Source organism: Streptomyces sp. NPDC055966 (assembly GCF_042269865.1).
Classification (GTDB): domain Bacteria; phylum Actinomycetota; class Actinomycetes; order Streptomycetales; family Streptomycetaceae; genus Streptomyces.
The window spans coordinates 44,799-64,262 of record NZ_JBHJYK010000003.1 but is presented as its reverse complement, the minus strand read 5'-3'; the positions used below and the strand labels follow the sequence as shown (position 1 = coordinate 64,262).

18 protein-coding genes are annotated in these 19,464 nt (G+C 70.4%); 13 read left to right on the top strand and 5 right to left on the bottom strand.

Translation table 11 applies throughout. From position 1 onward, the window contains the following. Positions 1–17: 17 nt before the first annotated feature. The 3 genes from ACFC8N_RS07165 to ACFC8N_RS07155 are packed head-to-tail and all read left to right on the top strand — an operon-like array spanning position 18 to position 3,306. A complete protein-coding gene (locus ACFC8N_RS07165; protein WP_376287225.1) occupies positions 18–899 on the top strand; it encodes a hypothetical protein in 882 nt (293 codons plus the stop codon). Beyond that, positions 896–2,014: a hypothetical protein gene (locus ACFC8N_RS07160; RefSeq protein ID WP_376287223.1), complete on the top strand. Its 1,119-nt coding sequence runs from the start codon at positions 896–898 to the stop codon at positions 2,012–2,014. The genes ACFC8N_RS07165 and ACFC8N_RS07160 overlap by 4 nt, the downstream gene beginning before the upstream one ends. Continuing rightward, positions 2,011–3,306: a hypothetical protein gene (locus tag ACFC8N_RS07155; RefSeq protein WP_376287221.1), complete on the top strand. Its 1,296-nt coding sequence runs from the start codon at positions 2,011–2,013 to the stop codon at positions 3,304–3,306. Before ACFC8N_RS07160 ends, ACFC8N_RS07155 begins: the two co-directional genes overlap by 4 nt. 188 nt (positions 3,307–3,494) lie before the next feature. Here the strand turns inward: ACFC8N_RS07155 and ACFC8N_RS07150 are convergent, their stop codons facing one another. Continuing rightward, the gene (locus ACFC8N_RS07150) at positions 3,495–5,000 is read right to left on the bottom strand and encodes a peptide MFS transporter (protein ID WP_376287218.1); all 1,506 of its coding nucleotides are present in this window, start codon (positions 4,998–5,000) and stop codon (positions 3,495–3,497) included. A gap of 494 nt (positions 5,001–5,494) precedes the next feature. Between ACFC8N_RS07150 and ACFC8N_RS07145 the strand changes: the two genes are divergently transcribed. Together ACFC8N_RS07145 and ACFC8N_RS07140 are read left to right on the top strand one after the other, a co-directional pair. Further along, entirely contained in the window at positions 5,495–6,172 is a 678-nt protein-coding gene (locus ACFC8N_RS07145; RefSeq protein ID WP_020940464.1) for a response regulator transcription factor, read from the top strand. A 53-nt stretch (positions 6,173–6,225) separates the two neighbouring features. After that, on the top strand, positions 6,226–7,497 hold the full coding sequence (locus ACFC8N_RS07140) for an ATP-binding protein (protein ID WP_356027305.1): 1,272 nt from the start codon (positions 6,226–6,228) through the stop codon (positions 7,495–7,497). 60 nt (positions 7,498–7,557) lie between these two features. On the opposite strand, the gene ACFC8N_RS07135 is transcribed toward ACFC8N_RS07140, so the two are convergent. Then, positions 7,558–8,064, bottom strand: a complete 507-nt coding sequence (locus tag ACFC8N_RS07135) for a GtrA family protein (RefSeq protein ID WP_356035537.1) — start codon at positions 8,062–8,064, stop codon at positions 7,558–7,560. Between the two features lie 182 nt (positions 8,065–8,246). On the opposite strand from ACFC8N_RS07135, the gene ACFC8N_RS07130 reads away from it, so the two are divergent. Genes ACFC8N_RS07130 through ACFC8N_RS07120 form a run of 3 tightly spaced genes read left to right on the top strand, consistent with a single transcriptional unit; the run spans position 8,247 to position 11,107 of the window. Continuing rightward, complete coding sequence (locus ACFC8N_RS07130) at positions 8,247–9,386, top strand: 5-(carboxyamino)imidazole ribonucleotide synthase (protein ID WP_356035535.1); 1,140 nt, start codon at positions 8,247–8,249, stop codon at positions 9,384–9,386. Continuing rightward, positions 9,383–9,916 carry a 5-(carboxyamino)imidazole ribonucleotide mutase gene (gene purE / locus ACFC8N_RS07125; RefSeq protein ID WP_356035532.1) on the top strand — a complete coding sequence of 178 codons (534 nt, stop codon included), beginning with the start codon at positions 9,383–9,385 and terminating at the stop codon, positions 9,914–9,916. The genes ACFC8N_RS07130 and purE overlap by 4 nt, the downstream gene beginning before the upstream one ends. A 6-nt stretch (positions 9,917–9,922) precedes the next feature. Further along, positions 9,923–11,107, top strand: coding sequence for a dipeptidase (locus tag ACFC8N_RS07120; RefSeq protein WP_356035529.1), 1,185 nt, complete (start codon positions 9,923–9,925; stop codon positions 11,105–11,107). Here the strand turns inward: ACFC8N_RS07120 and ACFC8N_RS07115 are convergent. After that, entirely contained in the window at positions 11,050–12,204 is a 1,155-nt protein-coding gene (locus tag ACFC8N_RS07115) for an alkene reductase (protein WP_376287212.1), read from the bottom strand. The genes ACFC8N_RS07120 and ACFC8N_RS07115 overlap by 58 nt on opposite strands. A 61-nt stretch (positions 12,205–12,265) precedes the next feature. On the opposite strand from ACFC8N_RS07115, the gene ACFC8N_RS07110 reads away from it, so the two are divergent. Together ACFC8N_RS07110 and ACFC8N_RS07105 are read left to right on the top strand one after the other, a co-directional pair. Then, entirely contained in the window at positions 12,266–12,625 is a 360-nt protein-coding gene (locus tag ACFC8N_RS07110; RefSeq protein WP_071379426.1) for a MerR family transcriptional regulator, read from the top strand. 126 nt (positions 12,626–12,751) lie between these two features. Further along, positions 12,752–13,813: a dipeptidase gene (locus ACFC8N_RS07105; RefSeq protein WP_376287209.1), complete on the top strand. Its 1,062-nt coding sequence runs from the start codon at positions 12,752–12,754 to the stop codon at positions 13,811–13,813. A 115-nt stretch (positions 13,814–13,928) separates the two neighbouring features. Here the strand turns inward: ACFC8N_RS07105 and ACFC8N_RS07100 are convergent, their stop codons facing one another. Further along, positions 13,929–15,272, bottom strand: coding sequence for a UDP-glucose/GDP-mannose dehydrogenase family protein (locus ACFC8N_RS07100; RefSeq protein ID WP_356035547.1), 1,344 nt, complete (start codon positions 15,270–15,272; stop codon positions 13,929–13,931). Positions 15,273–15,460: 188 nt separating this feature from the next. Between ACFC8N_RS07100 and ACFC8N_RS07095 the strand changes: the two genes are divergently transcribed. Continuing rightward, on the top strand, positions 15,461–16,618 hold the full coding sequence (locus tag ACFC8N_RS07095; protein ID WP_356035522.1) for an acyl-CoA dehydrogenase family protein: 1,158 nt from the start codon (positions 15,461–15,463) through the stop codon (positions 16,616–16,618). A gap of 199 nt (positions 16,619–16,817) precedes the next feature. On the opposite strand, the gene ACFC8N_RS07090 is transcribed toward ACFC8N_RS07095, so the two are convergent. Beyond that, positions 16,818–17,993: a tyrosine-type recombinase/integrase gene (locus tag ACFC8N_RS07090; RefSeq protein WP_376287206.1), complete on the bottom strand. Its 1,176-nt coding sequence runs from the start codon at positions 17,991–17,993 to the stop codon at positions 16,818–16,820. Positions 17,994–18,138: 145 nt separating this feature from the next. Here ACFC8N_RS07090 and ACFC8N_RS07085 point away from each other — a divergent pair, with 145 nt between their 5' ends. Continuing rightward, complete coding sequence (locus ACFC8N_RS07085) at positions 18,139–18,690, top strand: hypothetical protein (protein WP_376287715.1); 552 nt, start codon at positions 18,139–18,141, stop codon at positions 18,688–18,690. Positions 18,691–18,932: 242 nt separating this feature from the next. Further along, the gene (locus ACFC8N_RS07080; protein ID WP_376287204.1) at positions 18,933–19,457 is read left to right on the top strand and encodes a hypothetical protein; all 525 of its coding nucleotides are present in this window, start codon (positions 18,933–18,935) and stop codon (positions 19,455–19,457) included. The last annotated feature ends 7 nt before the right edge of the window (positions 19,458–19,464 follow it).

Sequence of the window (19,464 nt, the reverse complement as noted above, 5' to 3'; positions counted from 1 at the left end):
CACCGCTGGAGCCGCCCATGCCGTCCGCCGCCCGCGCCCTGACCTGCCCCCTGCCCCTGGCCGCCTGTCTGCTCCTCGCCGTGCTGGGCGCGGCGCCGCCCGCCGCAGCCGCGGACCCGGGCTGGTCCGTCGCACCCGTCGGCGGCGGCCGGCCGTCCTTCTACGCCGAAGGCCCGCCCGGTACCGTCCTCCAGGACGCGGTGTCCGTCACCAACTCCGGGCGTGCGCCGCTCGTCGTCCGGTTCTCCGGCACCGGCCTGCGGTCCGTGTTCGCCCGGCCGTCGCTGCGCGTCCCCGCCCGCACCCGCGCCGAGGTGCCCTTCACGGTGACCGTCCCGGCCGGCGACGCACCCGGAGTCCGCTCCGGCGCCGTCGTCGTACGGGACGCGAGGGGACGCACCGTGAGCGTGCCGGTCCGGCTCCGGGTGGGCGGTCCGGCGCTCGCCGCGCTGACCGTCGAACACCTCGCCGTGCACGCCCACAGCATCACGTACGACCTGGTCAACCGGGGTACGACCGTGCTCGCGCCGACCCTCGCGGTGCGCGCGGACGGCGTGTTCGGCCGGGTGCTGGACCGCGCTCCGCGCGCCCTTGCGCTCCGGGTGCGCCCCGGCGCCCGGATGCGGCTCACCGAGCCCTGGCCCGACCGGCCCGCGCTGGACGCCGTCGACGTACGGCTGACGGTCACGGCGCCGGGCGGCGCGCGCGACACGGCGGCCGCGTCGGCCCGGTTCGTGCCGTGGGCGCCGTCGGCGGGGGCGGGCGGTGTCGTCCTGGCCGGGGCGGGCGCGCTGTTCGCCGTACGCCGCCGACGGGGCCGTACGGCGACGTACGTCCCGCAGGAGTCTGCCGAACTCCCGTGCCCCGACCCTGAGTTGACGGAAGGCGCGGTGAAGTGAACGGACATGTGAGGCCTGCGCGGCAGCCGGTGGGCGCGACGGTGCTCGCGCTGCTTCTGTTCTGCGCGGCCCTCCCCCTCGCCGCCCCGGCACACGCGGCGGACGGCCCGACCGTGAAACTGTCCACGACCCAGGCCGGCACCGGCGGCTCGGTCACCGCGAGCGGTACGGGCTGGCGGCCGAACACGCTGCTGATGCTGCTGGTGTGTGGTCGCGCCACACCCGCCCGGGGCGTGATCGGCGGCACCAACTCCTGTGCCAATGGCGACGGCCGTGCCGTGACCACCGACGCGCAGGGCGCCTTCAGCAAGAGACTCCCGGTCGCCGAACCGCCCGTGCCCTGCCCCTGTGTGGTGCACGTGGCCACGGTCACCGGGACGCAGGCGACGGCGGACGCGGTCCTGGAGGTCGCCGGGCATCCGGTCGCCCCGCTGCCCGCCGAGCCGTCCGGCGGCCGGCTGGCGATCCTGTCGGACACCCGGCTGACCGGTTCGAGCGGCCTGCTGACCTGGTTCGGGGCGCCGCCGAGCCGCAGCCTGGTCTTCACGATCGGCAACACCGGCACGAGCGCGATCAAGGACCCGGTGTTCCAGGTCGGCTCCGCACACGGCGTCTTCGCGCCGCAGTGGGACGACCGGCAGTGGCAGGGCACCCTGGCGCCCGGTAAGAAGGCGCAGGTCAAGCTGCCCGTCGAGCTGACGGCCGGGGCTCACGGCGACTACACCGTGTCCCTGAAGTACGACGGCAAGGTGCTCGCCGAGCAGCCGTGGGGCGTGGGCCGGCCCTGGGGCGTGACCCTGTTCTGGCTGCTGCTCTGCCTCGTGGTCCCGGCCGCGCTGTTCCGGATCGGCATGGCCGTCGTGGACCGGGTACGGCCCCCTCGCCCCGGCGGCGCCCACCGCACCCGCGGCATGCGCCTGCCCGACCTGCGCCTGCCGCTGCCCCGCTCCCGGACCGGCTCCGGCTCCGGCTCCGAAGATCCGCCCCCCTCGACCCCGACCCTGCCGTGGTTCGCCCCGGACTCCGTCCCGGGCGGCCCGGCCGGCCGGCTCTCCGCACCGCACACCGACAGCCCGACGAGTCCTACGACTCCCACCACGAAGGGACCCACGTGAGCAACCGAAGGAGAGGTACGGCCGCGGGCGCCGCGCTGGCGCTGTGCGGTGCGGGCGTCCTGCTCGGCTTCGCCGCGACCCCCGCACAGGCGGCCGAGGTGTCGTTCGCCACCCACTGCGTGCCGCCCGCGGGGATCACCCCCGTCGACGGCACCACCAAGGTCGAGATCACCGCGCCGGCGACCGCGAAGGTCGGCGACACGGTGGACGTCGTGTGGAAGTTCGTCCAGGCCGCGTCGAAGAACCCGAACATCATCGACCTGCCCGCGAACTCGGTCCAGCCGTCCGGGGTGCTGAAGGCGGCCGGCGCGCAGAGCGCCGACATCGCCATGCAGGGCCCGCGGCAGAACCCGGCGATCCCCAAGGGCGGCGACATGGTGCTGTCCGACATGAAGGGCAGCCTGAAACTGACGACGGCCGGCGAGGTGACGCTGACGCCGGACGCGTACACCGTCAACGCGATGTCGACCGACACCAAGTGCACACCCAAGGAGACCGTCCAGAAGGCGGCGACGATCCAGGTGACGGGCGCCGGTGGCGGCGGCACACCCACCACGACACCCACCACGACGCCGACGACCACCCCGACGACCACGCCGACGGCCACCCCGACCCCGTCGGGCACGCCCACGGCCACGTCCACCGGCGGCAGCGGCGGCCAGACCGACTTCACCGGCAAGGAGGTGCAGATCCCGTACGCCTGCAAGACCCCGATCGGCGACAAGAGCGCGACCTCGCCGGTGCAGATCAACGCCAGGAAGAACAGCGGGAACTTCGACCTCACCGTGCAGTTCAAGAAGTCCGTGATGAACAGCCCCGCCGACATCCCGGCGAACTCCGTGAAGCCGTCCATGGAGGTGGTGCTGGGCGGCGCGGACAAGGGCACGGTGCATGTGGAGGGGCCGATGAACGCCGGACCCATCAAGTCCGGCGACCCGATCACCATCCCGGACCTCACCGGCACCTACAAACCGGGCGCGAGCGGCAGTTCGACGCTGTCCCCGGGCGTGCTCACGGTCAAGGCGCTCGGCACGACCACGACCTGCACGCCGACGAAGACCGAGGTCTCGCTCACCCTGGACACCAGCCAGCAGCCGGGCGGCGCGTCCGGCGGCACGTCCACCGGCGGCGGCACGAGCGGCACCACCGGCTCCGGCGGCGGCTCCGGCGGCCTCGCCGACACCGGCGCGAGCGACCACGGTGCCCTGAAGGCCCTGGGCCTGGTGGCCGGTACGGCGATCCTGCTGGGCGGCGCGGTGTTCACGTTCATGCCGGGACGCAGGACGCGATAAACACCCCAGGGGCGCGGGGCGGTATCGACATGCGGCTCCGCCGCGTGGGCGCGACCAGCCACGACGGGCCCGCGGTCGCACACCGAGGCCGGCCCCTGGGGCGCTGCGCGCTGCCTCGCGCATACCAAGAGGGCCGCCGCACCCACATGGATGCGGCGGCCCTCTTCGGCCAAACCCAGCGGCAGCGACTAGTGCACGTCGCCCATCAGCTTGTTGACCTTCTTGCGGTACATCCACACCGCCGCACCGGCGAGCACGGCGAGCGCGGCCTCCAGGGCGACGAAGCCCTGCTTGTCGAGGTTGACGCCGCCGACGGCCGGGTTCGAGAGCAGCGCGGTGATCGAGTCGCCCGCGGTGACCGCGAGGAACCAGACACCCATCATCTGGGAGGCGTACTTCTTCGGCGCCATCTTCGTCGTCACCGACAGACCGACCGGCGACAGCGTCAGCTCACCGATGGTCTGCACGAAGTAGATACCGACGATCCACATCGCGGCGGCCTTGTGACCGCCCTCGGCGATGGACAGCGGGGCGAGGAAGACGAAGAAGGAGACACCGATCAGCACCAGACCGGACGCGAACTTCACGATCGTGCTCGGCTCGCTGCCGCGCCGGTTCAGCCACAGCCACAGCCAGGCGAAGACCGGCGCCAGCGCCATGATCATGACCGGGTTGACCGACTGGTACCAGGAGACCGGGAAGCCCCAGCCGAAGATCGTGTTGTTGGCCGAGCTGCTCGCGAACAGCGACAGGGTCGAACCACCCTGGTCGTAGATCATCCAGAAGACGGCGGCGGCCACGAAGAACCAGATGTACGCCGTCACCTTCGACTTCTCGCCCGCGTCCAGGTCCTTGTCCCGGCGGATGCGGGCGATGACCAGGATCGGCACGATCAGGCCGATGATCGTGAGCGGGATCAGCGCCCAGTTCAGCGTGAAGTGACCGGTGCCGCCGACGACGCCGTAGAAGACGGCCGCGACGGCCAGCCACATCAGGCCCTTGCGCAGGGTGGCGGACTTCTCCGCGGGGGTCAGCGGGGTCGGGACCTCGCTGCTCTTCTCGCTCAGGTGGCGGCCGCCGAGCAGGTACTGGGCCAGACCCAGCGCCATGCCGAGCGCGGCGAGCGCGAAGCCCAGGTGCCAGTTGACGTTCTCACCGATCGTGCCGATGACCAGGGGCGCGACGAAGGCGCCGACGTTGATGCCGATGTAGAAGAGCGTGAAGCCACCGTCACGGCGGGGGTCGTCGGCGCCCTTGTAGAGGTGGCCGACCATCGTGGAGATGTTGGCCTTCAGCAGACCGGAACCGATGGCGACCAGACCCAGGCCGACGAAGAAGCTGGCGGCGACGGGCAGGGCCAGGCACAGGTGGCCGAGCATGATGATCAGGCCCGCGACGGCGACCGTCTTGCGGGGGCCGAGCACGCGGTCGGCGAACCAGCCGCCGGGCAGGGCGAGCAGGTACACGAGCGACACGTACACCGAGTAGATGGCGGTCGCCGTGCCCGCGCTCAGGTGGAGGCCACCCGGGGCCACCAGGTACAGCGGGAGCAGGGCCCTCATGCCGTAGTAGGAGAAACGCTCCCACATCTCGGTCATGAAGAGGGTGGCCAGGCCGCGGGGGTGGCCGAAGAAGGTCTTCTCGGAGCCGGGGGTGCCCGGGCGGACCGAGTCCTTCGTCAGGCTGGACGCCATGGTCGTTCCTTGCTGGTCGGGACGCGCTGCTGGAGCGTTGCGCGCCCGGTGGGGGTGTGGCCGGCACCGGCGAGGTCGGTCGTCCACCCCCACGCCCGGGGGGAGTCCGTCTCCGGATCACGGAAGCGGGGGACGGCGACCACCGGGATCCACGCCCCGACGCGACGATGCGTCCGGGGCCCGGCCAGAGGTCATTCCTTTCAAGGCTGGCGGTCGCCAGCCCGTACACAAAAGAGACCCTCAGCGTCAGATGCCCGCCAAAGGTCCCCGGATGTACTACAGGCGTTCACGTCACTGTACGGCAGGACACTGCCGGATATGGAAGGACTTGAGACGCGGATCACAGGTGTCAAGGGAACCGCAGGAACGATTTCGAAGGTCCCTCCACGATCGCATCTCCGGACCGATGGTCCGAACCAACAGTTCAGCAAGGTAAGAGTTCCAGGAAGCGATCACACCCCAGCGAGGCGCGCGGGCGGTCTACCATCACCTCTATGACCCGTGTACTGCTCGCCGAGGACGACGCGTCCATCTCGGAGCCGCTGGCTCGCGCCCTACGCCGGGAAGGTTACGAGGTCGAGGTGCGCGAGGACGGCCCCACCGCGCTCGACGCCGGAATGCAGGGCGGTGTCGATCTGGTCGTACTGGACCTGGGACTGCCCGGCATGGACGGCCTGGAGGTCGCGCGCAGGCTGCGGGCCGACGGCCACACCGTGCCGATCCTCATCCTGACCGCGCGGGCCGACGAGGTGGACACCGTCGTCGGCCTGGACGCGGGCGCCGACGACTACGTCACCAAGCCCTTCCGGCTCGCCGAACTGCTCGCCCGCGTACGGGCCCTGCTGCGCCGCGGCGCCGCCGAGCCGCAGCAGCCGCCGGCCACCCACGGCGTCCGGATCGACGTCGAGTCGCACCGCGCGTGGATGGGCGACGAGGAACTCCAGCTCACCGCCAAGGAGTTCGACCTGCTGCGGGTGCTGGTGCGCGACGCCGGCCGGGTCGTCACGCGCGACCAGCTGATGCGCGAGGTCTGGGACACCACGTGGTGGTCGTCCACCAAGACCCTCGACATGCACATCTCCTGGCTGCGCAAGAAGCTCGGCGACGACGCGGCGAACCCTCGCTACATCGCCACGGTCCGCGGCGTGGGCTTCCGCTTCGAGAAGAGCTGAGCCCCGCCGGGGGGCCGTGCTCCCTCCGGGCCGATCACCTCAGGTAACGGAACATGCGCCGACGTCTCATCCAGTCCACCCTCGCCGTCGTCCTCGTCGTGATCGCCGTCTTCGGCGTCTCCCTGGTGATCGTCGAGTCCCGGACGATCAGCAACAGCGCCCAGGAGCGGGTGGACTCCGAGGCGGTGCGGCTGGCCAGCATCGTGGACAGCAGGATCCTCGCCGCGGAGAACGTCAACGCGGACGTGCTGCGCAATCCGGTCAGCAAGGAGCAGTACGCGGTCATCCGCATGCCCGGACAGCCCCCGATCGAGATCGGCACCAAGCCGCAGGGTGATGTGATCCACTCCACCCAGCACGGCGAGGAGGGCGAGACGGTCACCGTGCAGGAGCCGCGCTCCGCGGTGACCCGGGAGGTCGGCCGTACCCTGCTGATCATCGGGCTGGTCGCGCTGCTCGCCGTCGTCGCCGCCGTCCTGCTCGCCGTCCGCCAGGCCAACAAGCTCTCGTCCCCGCTGACCGATCTCGCCGAGACCGCCGAGCGCCTCGGCTCCGGCGACCCGCGCCCGCGGCACAAGCGCTACGGCGTCCCCGAGCTGGACCGGGTCGCCGATGTGCTGGACTCCTCCGCCGAGCGGATCGGGCGGATGCTGACCGCCGAGCGACGGCTCGCCGCCGACGCCTCCCACCAGCTGCGCACCCCGCTGACCGCGCTCTCGATGCGGCTGGAGGAAATCACCCTCACGGATGACCCGGACATCGTGAAGGAAGAGGCGAACGTCGCGCTCACCCAGGTCGAGCGGCTCACGGACGTGGTCGAGCGGCTGCTGACGAACTCCCGCGACCCGCGCACCGGCTCCGCCGTCACCTTCGACCTGGACGAGGTCATCCAGCAGCAGCTCGCCGAGTGGCGGCCCGCCTACCGCAGCGCCGGCCGGGCCATCGTCAGCTCCGGCAAGCGCCATCTCCAGGCCGTCGGCACGCCGGGCGCGGTCGCCCAGGTGCTGGCGGCGCTGATCGAGAACTCCCTCATGCACGGTGGCGGCACGGTCGCGCTGCGTACCCGGGTCACCGGCAACCAGGCCGTGGTCGAGGTCACCGACGAGGGTCCCGGCGTCCCGGCCGACCTCGGCGCGCGCATTTTCGAGCGCACGATCAGCGGCCGCAACTCCACGGGGATCGGCCTGGCCGTCGCCCGCGACCTCGCGGAGGCCGACGGCGGCCGTCTGGAGCTCCTGCAGACCGCGCCCCCCGTCTTCGGCCTGTTCCTCTCCCGCACCCCGCCGGCCCGCAAGGCGGACGAGAGTCGGCCGACGGTCCGCTGAGGCACAGAAAAGTGGGCCCCCGGTCGGGGGCCCACTTCGTGCTCGATCTGTGCGCGTGTCCTACGGGACTCGCTGCGTCTTCGGCTCCGGCTCGGTCCGCGACGTCTGCGACGCGGCCGCCAGGATCGACTCCGCCTCCTGCGCCGGCTGCACCCGGAACACCCAGGTGCGGTACGACCAGAAGCGGAAGAGCGTGGCGACGCCGATGCCCACGAACTTGGAGATGTTGCTCTGCAGCGAGCTGTCCCAGCCCATGCCGTAGGTCGCCGCGTACAGCACGCCGTTCTCGATCACGAGGCCGATCGCACTGAAGAACAGGAACAGCGTGAGTTCCTTGGTGCGGCCGCTCTTCTCACGGTCCCGGTACGTCCAGTAACGGAAACCGACGTAGTTGAAGGCGATGGCGACCACGGTCGCGATGATGCTCGCGCGCACGACCGGCAGGCCGGAGGCGTGTCGCACCAGGTTGAAGACAGCGAGATTGACAAAGATGCCCGCGACACCGACGGTGCCGAACTTGGCCACCTCGCGCACGAGTCGTTGCAGCCCCGAGGAACGAGGTTCCATGGCTGGGCAGCTCCCGTCGGTAGGTTTCGTCAGCCCAGCCATGCTAACCAGGTGAACCGGCCGACGCCTGCGCTCCAGGCCACAGCTGGGAAACAGTCCGGAAAGAGGTCGGGAAGCCCGCGGTAAGAGGCCGCGCGAGGGACGCGATCCGGCTCCCTCGAAGTGGCCGATACGCTATAGGCGTGACGTTCCCGGTAGTCGGCATGGTCGGCGGGGGGCAGCTCGCGCGTATGACGCACGAAGCGGGCATCCCGTTGGGCATCAGGTTCAAGCTCCTCAGTGACACCCCTCAGGATTCCGCGGCGCAGGTCGTGAGTGATGTCGTCATAGGCGACTATCGCGACCTGGACACGCTGCGTGACTTCGCGCGCGGGTGCGATGTGATCACCTTCGATCACGAACACGTGCCCACCGAGCACCTCAGGGCCCTGGAGGCGGACGGCATTCCCGTGCGCCCGGGCCCCGACGCGCTGGTGCACGCCCAGGACAAGGGCGTGATGCGCGCGAAGCTCGACGCGATCGGCGTTCCGTGCCCCCGGCACCGGATCGTGGCCGACCCGGAGGACGTGGTCCGCTTCGCCGCGGAGGGCGACGGCTTCCCGGTCGTCCTCAAGACCGTCCGCGGCGGCTACGACGGCAAGGGCGTGTGGGTCGTGGAGACCCCCGAGGAGGCCGCGGAGCCGTTCCGCGCCGGTGTCCCGGTCCTCGCCGAGGAGAAGGTCGACTACGTCCGCGAGCTGGCCGCCTGCGTCGTCCGCTCCCCGCACGGCCAGGCCGTCGCCTACCCGGTCGTCGAGTCCCGGCAGGTGAACGGCGTCTGCGACACCGTGATCGCGCCCGCCCCCGGCCTGCCCGAGACCCTCGCGCTCCAGGCCGAGGAGATGGCGCTGCGGATCGCCAAGGAGCTCGGCGTCGTCGGGCATCTCGCCGTCGAGCTGTTCCAGACCCGCGACGGCCGTGTCCTCGTCAACGAACTGGCGATGCGACCGCACAATTCCGGCCACTGGACCCAGGACGGCGCGATCACCAGCCAGTTCGCCAACCACGTCCGCGCGGTCCTCGACCTGCCGCTCGGCGACCCGCGCCCGCGCGCCCCGTGGACGGTCATGGTCAACGTCCTGGGCGGCGACTACCCGGACATGTACTCCGCGTACCTGCACTGCATGGCCCGCGACCCCAAGCTCAAGATCCACATGTACGGCAAGGACGTGAAGCCCGGCCGCAAGGTCGGACACGTCAACACCTACGGCGACGACCTGGACGACGTGCTGGAGCGCGCCCGTCACGCTGCCGGCTACCTGAGAGGCACCATCACCGAATGAGTACCGCCGCCGGCCCCGTCGTGGGCATCGTCATGGGTTCGGACTCCGACTGGCCCGTCATGGAGGCCGCCGCCCAGGCCCTGGACGAGTTCGAGATCGCCTACGAGGTCGACGTCGTCTCCGCGCACCGCATGCCGCGCGAGATGGTCACGTACGGCGAGCAGGCCGCCGACCGCGGGCTGAAGGTGATCATCGCGGGCGCGGGCGGCGCCGCCCACCTGCCCGGCATGCTCGCCTCCGTGACCCCCCTGCCGGTCATCGGCGTGCCCGTGCCGCTGAAGTACCTGGACGGCATGGACTCGCTGCTGTCCATCGTGCAGATGCCGGCCGGTGTGCCCGTCGCCACCGTCTCCGTCGCCGGCGCCCGCAACGCCGGACTGCTCGCGGCCCGGATCCTCGCCACGCACGACGAGGACCTGCTGCACAAGATGCGCGACTTCCAGCACGACCTCAACGACCAGGCCACCGAGAAGGGCAAGCGGCTGCGCGCCAAGGTCGAGGGGTCGAGCGGCTTCGGCTTCGGGAAGTAAGACGTAATGACCTCAACTGACGAAGCACGGTCCCTGCTCCGCGAGTTCCCCGTCGTCGACGGCCACAACGACCTGCCCTGGGCGCTGCGCGAACAGGTCCGCTACGACCTCGCCGCCCGCGACATCGCCGTACCGCAGAACGAGCACCTGCACACCGACATCCCCCGCCTGCGCGAGGGCGGCGTCGGCGCGCAGTACTGGTCGGTGTACGTGCGCTCGGACCTGCCCGGCGCGGTCCCGGCCACCCTCGAACAGATCGACTGCGTACGGCAGTTGATCGCCCGGCACCCCGCCGACCTGCGGGCCGCGCTGACCGCCGCCGACATGGAGGCGGCGCGCGCGGAGGGCCGTATCGCCTCCCTGATGGGCGCGGAGGGCGGGCACTCGATCGACAACTCGCTGGGCACCCTGCGCGGTCTGTACGAGCTGGGCGTGCGCTACATGACGCTCACCCACAACGACAACAACGACTGGGCGGACTCGGCGACCGACGAGCCGAAGGTCGGCGGTCTGTCGGCGTTCGGCCGCGAGGTCGTCCGGGAGATGAACCGCCTCGGCATGCTGGTCGACCTCTCCCACGTGGCGGCCACGACGATGCGGGCCGCGCTGGACACCACGTCGGCGCCGGTGATCTTCTCGCACTCCTCCGCGCGCGCCGTGTGCGACCACCCGCGCAACATCCCGGACGACGTGCTGGAGCGGCTGCCCGCCAACGGCGGCATGGCGATGGTGACGTTCGTGCCGAAGTTCGTGCTCCAGGCGGCCGTCGACTGGACCCTGGCCGCCGACGAGAACATGCGCGCGCACGGCTTCCACCACCTTGCCTCGACGGCGGAGGCGATGAAGATCCACCGCGCCTTCGAGGAGCGCAACCCGCGCCCGATCGCCACGGTGTCCACGGTGGCGGACCACCTGGACCACATGCGCGAGGTGGCCGGCATCGACCACCTGGGCATCGGCGGCGACTACGACGGCACCGCCTTCACCCCGGACGGCCTGAGCGATGTCTCCGGCTACCCGAACCTGCTCGCCGAGCTGCTGGAGCGCGGCTGGTCCAAGGCCGACCTGGCCAAGCTGACCTGGCAGAACGCCGTGCGGGTGCTGGGCGCCGCGGAGGACGTGGCCCGCGGTCTTCAGGCGACGCGCGCCCCGTCCAACGCCACGATCGAGTCGCTCGACGGCGACGTCTGAGCGTCGGGCGCGTCGAGGGCGGGGTAGTCGTTGTAGCCGGCGGCCCCGCCCACGTACATGAAGTACCGGTCCCGGACCGGGTTGAGGGGTGCGCCGCGGCGCAGTCGCTCGACCAGGTCCGGGTTGGCGAGGAACGGCCGGCCGAGCGCGACCAGGTCGGCCCCGGCGGCCAGCATCTCCCGGGAGGCGCGGGCGACGGCCTCGCCGGACAGGTCGGTCAGGTCCGGGTTGCCGATCAAGGCGCCGGGCCAGGCGGCGCGGATCCGCCGGTACCAGCCGGCCGCCGGGTCGGAGCGCACCAGGTGCAGATAGGCGAGGTCAAGGCCCGTCAGCCGGGCGAGGAGCGTGGCGTAGAGGCCGTCGGTGTCCTCCTCGCGCACGCCGTTGACGGTGGAGGCGGGGGAGATCCGGATGCCCACCCGGTCGGCGCCGACCGCGTCGGCCACCGCCTCGGTCACCTCCACCGCGAACCGCACCCGCCGCCCGGCCGGGCCGCCGTAGGCGTCGTCGCGCCGGTTGGTGTTGTCCGCGAGGAACTGGTGCAGCAGCATCCCGTTGGCCGCGTGCACCTCGACCCCCTCGAAGCCCGCGTCGACCGCCCGTCGCGCGGCGGCGGCGAAGTCGGCGATCGTCGTACGGATGTCGTCGGCGGTCATCTCCCTCGGCACGGCGCCCGGTCGGTGTCCTCCGGCAGTGAAGATCGTCTCCGGCAGGGGCACCGCGGACGGGGCGACCGGGGTCAGCCCGGTGGTCGCCGGGTGGCTGACGCGGCCGCCGTGCTGGAGCTGGAGGAACATCCGTCCGCCGGCCGCGCGGACCGCGTCGGTGACCTTCCGCCAGCCCTCCTGGTGCCGGTCGGTGTGGATCGCGGTGATGTCCGGGTACGTCTGCCCGACCGCGTTCGGCGTCGAGCCCTCGGCGACGATCAGCCCGGCGGAGGCACGCTGGGCGTAGTGCGTGACCATGAGGTCGGAGGGGGTGCCGTCGGCCTCGGCGCGATTGCGGGTGAGCGGGGCCATCACGAGGTGGTGGGGGAGTTCGAGCCGGCCGAGCCGGGCGGGGGCGAGGAAGTCTGTGGTGTCCGTTGTCCGCGTCATGCCGGCACGGTAGAACTTGACACCGATGTGAGATTCAAGCCCTCGGCCGGCGGAGGCGGACATGCGGATCGGCGAACTGGCCCGGCGCACCGGGGTGAGCGAGCGGTCACTGCGCTACTACGAGACCCAGGGTCTGCTCGCCGCCGAGCGCACCCCCGGCGGCCACCGCGACTACCCCGAGCCGGCCGTCGACCGGGTCATCAGGATCCAGGAACTGTACGCGGCCGGGCTGCACAGCGAGAAGATCCGGCAGCTGCTGCCCTGCATGCGCGACCAGGACGGCGGCCCCTCCGCCATCGCCACCCCTCGCCTGGTCGAGGACCTCACCGCCGAGCGCGACCGCATCGACCGGATGATCGCCGACCTCGTACGCTCCCGCGACACCCTGGACGAGGTCATCCGCACGGCCCGCGACAGCTGACCGGCGTACCCCCGAACGCCCCACTCACCAGGAAGCTCCCGCTCCCTCCGTGCGACCGTGACGAGTACGCCTTCACCACGAGGTAGCTCAACCACGACGTAGCTCACGACGACGTACGGAGCCGCCATGGCCGACCTCCAGCACGGCATACCCACGACCACCGAGGCCGGCGCGGGAGAGGGCCTGCCGGACGACCCCTTCGCGCAGGACGACCCCGGCGCGCTCCTGGTGCGGGCCCACGCGCTGCTCGCCGAGCACCCCGTCGCCGACGGCTACAGCGGACTGCCCTGGGCCCTGCGCCATCTGCCCTGGTACGACCTGGAGCTGGGCGAGGCGGCCGTCGACACCGATGTGCCCCGGATGCGCGAGGGCCACGTGGGCGTGGTGTTCTGGTCGCTGCACCTGCCCGAGGGCCCCGGCGGCGACCGGGCGACGGCGGCGACCCTGGAGCAGCTGGACCAGGTGCGCACGGTGATCGAGGCGCATCCGGAGGGCCTGCGCCTGGTGGGCACCGCAGGGCAGGTCATCGACGCCCGCAACTGCGGCCGGGTCGCCGTGGTGCCGGGCCCCGCGTACGCCGCCGCGCTCGACGACTCCCTCGGCATCCTGCGGGTCCTGCGCACCCTCGGCCTGCGCGTCCTCACCCTGACCGGTACGGCCTGGGCGGGGGAGCGGGGGCTGAGCCGGTTCGGCGAGGAGGTGGTCCGCGAGATGAACCGCATCGGCGTGCTGGCGGACGTCTCCGGCGCCTGTGCCGCCACCGTCGAACGCACCCTCGCCCTGTCCAAGACCCCGGTGCTGTGCACCCGCTCCGCCGCCCGCGAGCTGCGCCCGCACCCGGCCAACCTGACCGACGAGCTGCTCACGGCGCTGGGCGCGGCGAAGGGGGTGTGCATGGTGCCGCTGACCGCCGAGCAGACCGGGCCGACGGTCAGGGACGTCGCCGACCATCTCGACCACGTCCGCGACGTGGCCGGCCCGCAGTGCGTCGGCCTGTCCGGCACCTACGACTCCGGCGCCGTCCACCCCCGGGACCTCGCCGACGCCTCGCGCTACCCCCACCTGATCGCCGAGCTCCTGCGCCGCGGCTGGACCGAGGCCGAGCTGTCCCTGCTGACCTGGGGCAACGTCCAACGGGTGCTCCGCAGCGCGGACTTCATGGTCCGGGCGGCACAGCGGCGCGCGTGAAGCGCGGCGATTCACAGGCAGTTCACCGGCCGGGTATGTGTCCGGTGGTGCAGAATGCGGGAGGACGCCGGTTCGGCCGACTGAGCCTCGGCCGAACCGGCGTCGTCCCGGACGGCTACGCCGTGGGGCGGCCCATCGCCCGGTACGTCCAGCCCGCCCGGCGCCACAGCTGCGGGTCGAGGGCGTTGCGCCCGTCCAGGATGAGGCGGGCCGCCGCGACCTCGCCGAGCGCCGCCGGGTCCAGCTCGCGGAACGCGCGCCACTCGGTCAGGTGCAGCACGGCGTCGGCGCCGCGCACGGCCTCCAGCGCCGAGTCGGCGTAGCCGAGCGTCGGGAAGAGCTTGCGGGCGTTGTCCATGCCCTTCGGGTCGTACACGGTGACCTGGCCGCCCTGGAGGTGGATCTGACCGGCCACGTTCAGCGCGGGCGAGTCACGGACGTCGTCCGAGTCGGGCTTGAAGGTGGCGCCCAGCACCGCGATCCGCCTGCCGAGGAAGGACCCGCCGCCGAGCGCCTCGCGGGTCATCTCGACCATCTGACCGCGCCGGCGCATGTTGATGGAGTCGATCTCCCGCAGAAAGGTCAGCGCCTGGTCGGCGCCCAGCTCGCCGGCCCGCGCCATGAACGCCCGGATGTCCTTCGGCAGACACCCGCCGCCGAAGCCGATGCCCGCGCGCAGGAACTTGGCTCCGATCCGCTCGTCGTACCCGATGGCCTCCGCGAGCTTCACCACGTCACCGCCGGCGGCCTCGCACACCTCCGCCATCGCGTTGATGAAGGAGATCTTGGTGGCGAGGAAGGAGTTCGCGGCCGTCTTCACCAGCTCGGCGGTCGGGAAGTCGGTCACGACGAACGGCGTGCCCTCGCCGACCGGGACGGCGTACACCTCGCGCAGCAGCTTCTCGGCGCGCTCCCCGCGCACGCCCACCACGATCCGGTCCGGGTGCAGGGTGTCCTGCACGGCGAAGCCCTCGCGCAGGAACTCCGGGTTCCAGGCCAGCTCCGCCTCCGCGCCCACCGGGGCGTTCGCGGCCAGGTACGCCGCCAGCCGCTCGGCCGAGCCGACGGGCACGGTCGACTTGCCGACGACCAGGGCCGGGCGGTGCAGATGCGGGGCGAGCGAGGCGATGGCGGAATCGACGTACGACATGTCGCAGGCGTACTCGCCATGCTTCTGCGGGGTGTTCACGCACACGAAGTGGACATCGCCGAAGGCGCCGATCTCGGCCCAGTCTGTGGTGAACCGCAGCCGCCCGCTCGACCCCTCGATCCCGGCGACGTGCTTGCGCAGCAGCTCGTCCAGCCCCGGCTCGTACATCGGCGTCTCGCCGCGCTCCAGCAGGGCGATCTTCTCGGGGACGACATCGAGCCCGAGCACCTCGAAGCCGAGTTCGGCCATGGCGGCGGCGTGCGTGGCGCCGAGGTAGCCGGTGCCGATCACAGTGATCTTCAGGCTCATGGGGGTGCGCTCCAGCTCGGACTCGGGTACGTCGGGGATGCGGCCCCGAGCATAGTCGGGCACCTCACCGGGCAATTTCCCCGCTGTCGTGTAGCTCACGTAGGCGCGGCGCGGGCAGGCCTCTAAAATTTGAGTTACTTAACGGTAATTAGCGTCAGTATCACTGCGTCTTTGGAGCGTGAGAGACCGTGGCCGGATCGGCTGACTTCGACCTGTACCGCCCGTCCGAGGAGCACGACATGCTCCGCGACGCCGTCCGTTCCCTGGTCGAGGCGAAGATCGCGCCGTACGCCGCGGCGGTGGACGAGGAGGCCCGCTTCCCGCAGGAGGCCCACGACGCCCTCGTGGCGGGCGACCTGCACGCCGTGCACGTACCCGAGGAGTACGGCGGCGCCGGCGCCGACGCGCTCGCGACCGTCATCGTGATCGAGGAGGTCGCCCGCGCCTGCGTCTCCTCCTCCCTGATCCCCGCCGTGAACAAGCTCGGCTCGCTCCCGGTGATCCTCTCCGGCTCGGAGGACCTGAAGAAGAAGTACCTGTCCCCCCTGGCCAAGGGCGACGCGATGTTCTCGTACTGCCTCTCCGAGCCGGAGGCGGGCTCGGACGCCGGCGGCATGACGACCAAGGCGGTCCGCGACGGCGACCACTACGTCCTCAACGGCGTGAAGCGCTGGATCACCAACGCGGGCGTCTCCGACTACTACACGGTCATGGCCGTGACCGACCCGGCCAAGCGCACCAAGGGCATCTCCGCCTTCGTCGTCGAGAAGTCGGACGAGGGCGTCTCCTTCGGCGCCCCGGAGAAGAAGCTCGGCATCAAGGGCTCCCCGACCCGCGAGGTCTACTTCGACAACGTCCGCATCCCCGCCGACCGCATGATCGGCGCCGAGGGCACCGGCTTCGCGACCGCCATGAAGACCCTGGACCACACCCGCATCACCATCGCCGCCCAGGCGCTCGGTGTCGCCCAGGGCGCCTTCGACTACGCCAAGGGCTACGTCCAGGAGCGCAAGCAGTTCGGCAAGCCGATCGCCGACTTCCAGGGCATCCAGTTCATGCTCGCGGACATGTCGATGAAGATCTCGGCCGCCCGCGCCCTCACCTACCAGGCCGCCGCCGCCTCCGAGCGCGGCGACGCCGACCTCACCTACCTGGGCGCCGCCGCCAAGTGCTTCGCCTCGGACGTGGCCATGGAGGTCACCACGGACGCCGTCCAGCTGCTCGGCGGCTACGGCTACACCCGTGACTACCCGGTGGAGCGGATGATGCGAGACGCCAAGATCACGCAGATTTATGAGGGCACGAACCAAGTGCAGCGGATCGTCATGGCGAGGAACCTTCCCTAGCGGGGTTTTTGCGGGTCAGAAGCTGTTTTGAAGGTCCGGAAGGACACCCTCGGCTTTCTGCCCGTTGCGGCCCGATCAGTGCCGTTCCTGGGCGTCATGCTGGGGGAATCCTGGGCAGATGCCGGGCTGCAAACAGCCACTGACCTGCACAAACAACACAGCCCCCGGCGCGACGCCGGGGGCTGTTGTCGTACGCGTATCAGGCGACCTCTGATGCCTCCGTCGGGTCGTCGGCGTCGGGCGTCAACATCGTTGCGATGGCGGCCCGACCGCGCTGCTCGGCCCCTTCGAAGATGTAGTGGTAGTGCTCCCTCAGCACGTCCGTACTGCTGTGGCCCATCCAGTCGGCCACATCGTTCTCCGGGACTCCGGCGTACAGCAGCCGCGACCCGTAGTAGTGCCGGAGCGAGTGCGCCTTGCAGTACTGCACCTGTCCCTTGCCCAGAGCCTCCATCCAGATCTTCGGGTAGAAGTACGACGCGTAGAGGTAGCCGGTCCGCGTCACGTTGGGGAAGAGAAGCCGCTCCGGCCCCCATACGCCGTGGTTCTTGATGTGCCGCCGCAGCTCGAAGGCGACGTTCGGCGGGAGGGGGACGGAACGCCCTGGCTCGCCTTCTTCACGAGCCTTGATGTGCCGACGCTGGATCGCGCTGTTCTTCCCCGACTCGGTGTCTCCGTCCTCAGCGATCTGGAAGTCGACGCGAAGCGTCTCGGCCTTGAAGTCGATCTGATCGCGGGACACCGCCATGGCCTCACCCAGCCGCAGGCCGCACCCGGCCATGAGCCACAGCATCGCGCGGTATCGCGGAGGAGCGGCATCCAGCATCGCCAGAACTTCCCGCGTCGTGAGCCGCCTTGCGGTGCTCTTCTGCTCCCGGATCTCCTTGGCGCGGCTGCCCGCGCCCTTGACCTTCTTGCACGGGTTCCGGCCGACGATCTCGTTGACGACAGCCCAGTCCATCATCCCGGAGAAGAACGAGAACCGCTGACGCCGTGTGCGGGCGGACAGCTTCCGGTCCTGCTCCATCCACAAGAGCCACTGCACAACATCAGCGACCTTCAGGGACACGATGGAACGGGCCTTGAAGAACGGCTCAATGGTCGTGTTGAGGATCGACCGGTACTGCTTCTTGGTGCTGTTCTCCAGCTTCCTTTGATTCGTCCACTGCTCCCACACGGCCGTCACGGGCTGCTTGCCCAAGCGGTCGTCCAGGTAGGTCCCGGCGTCGAGTTCCTGCTCCTTGCGCTTGCGCTGGTCATCAGCCCGCTTCTTGGTCTCGAACGTCTTCTGTCGTTGCTTGCCGTCCGGGTCGTACCAGAACGTCGTCCACTTCTTCGGGTCGTCCTTTGACCGCGCGACCCATGCCCTTGCCACTGAAGCGGCCCCCTCCTGCTGCTGCCGACATACGGGCCCGCCCCGTCGTCGCGCCGGTCACTCCCCGGCGTTTCAAGTTTGCCCATGGGTCACCCTGGGTTGTCAACACAGGGTGGAACCCCCTGGGTGTGCTAACTTGAGCGATATGGAAGCGGATGACGGCGGGTTCGAGATCACTCAGCAGCAAGGCGCCTGGGTGGTCCGCATGTGGTGGCCAGTGGGGCCGGTCAACGGGGGGCCAAAGCGGATCACCATCGAGCCGGCCGACGATGCCCCTGCTCGTGAGGTGGCGCGGGGCATCTCGACCACTGTCCTGCGCAGGCTCGATGTAGCCGCAGCCCTGGAGTTGGCCAAGCAGGCTCCCGAAGCCCAGCGGACGTTGGAGGAGGTGGCAGGGAGGCTGAATGGGATGGGAGAGGCGGCGGGGCTCGCCCTGGAGGGCGAAGGCGTCTCAGAGCGGTACTTGGCCTTGCTTGTTGCCACGTACACCGCCATGGCGGATTTTGGGGCTCCTGCGCCCATTCCGTGGCTGGCACGGCTCATCGGCCGGCGACCTGAGACGGTGAAGGATCACCTGAAGCGGGCCAGAAGGGACGGCTTCCTGACCACAGTTGCCGGTAAGGCGGGTGGAGAGCTGACGGACAAGGCCAAAGCAGTACTTGAGGAAATGGCTGAAGCAGGTAGCCAAGGCGGCTGAACTACCTAGCACTTCATACGCATGAGCCCCCGAGGGTCTTCGGGGGCTTTCTTGTTTCTTGGAGGACGGATGGCGCTAGCCAAGCTGATGACCGTTGATGACGTAGCCGACTATCTGAACAAGCCCCGTTCCTGGGTGTAGGGGAACTGGAAGGCCGAACAGATCCCGTTCCGGAAGGTAGGGCAGTCGCTTCGATGCCGCCCTGCCGACCTGGATCGCTGGCTGGACGGCCAGGGGGCCGAGTGAGCTACCACTTTGCCAAGGTCTACCGGCCTGAACACTCCAATCCTGCAATCCGCAGCGCCGTACTTCATCTCGAACTTCGCATGTGGCTGCTGGCTTTGGACCGCATGCAGCGGGGAGGGCATTCACCGTTGGGATCCGGCGAATTGCAGCTCATCCTGACCAAGGAGAACGGAGAGCCGTACACCAAGGGTCGCTACTCGCAGGCGCTTGGATCCCTCAAGGCTGCTGGACTTCTGGCCCCGTCCGCCAGTTACCGATGCCTGCTCATCCCGTCTACCGTCGCGTCGATGGACGCCCCGTCAAGGAAGAAGCGAGAGGAGTGCGCCACGCACGGGCACAAAATCCCGTGGAACGGCAGGCACGGCGACTGGATGTTCAGCACGCCGGAAGCTGCTCAGCGTTGGGAAGCGGAGTGCGACAACATCGCCCGTCGCGGATCCCCGTTCCCCTCGAACGAGTGGGCACAGAGCGTCCGACTCAGGTCCGAGGAGTTTAACGAAACGGCACCCTCGGCCGCTTGATACCAAG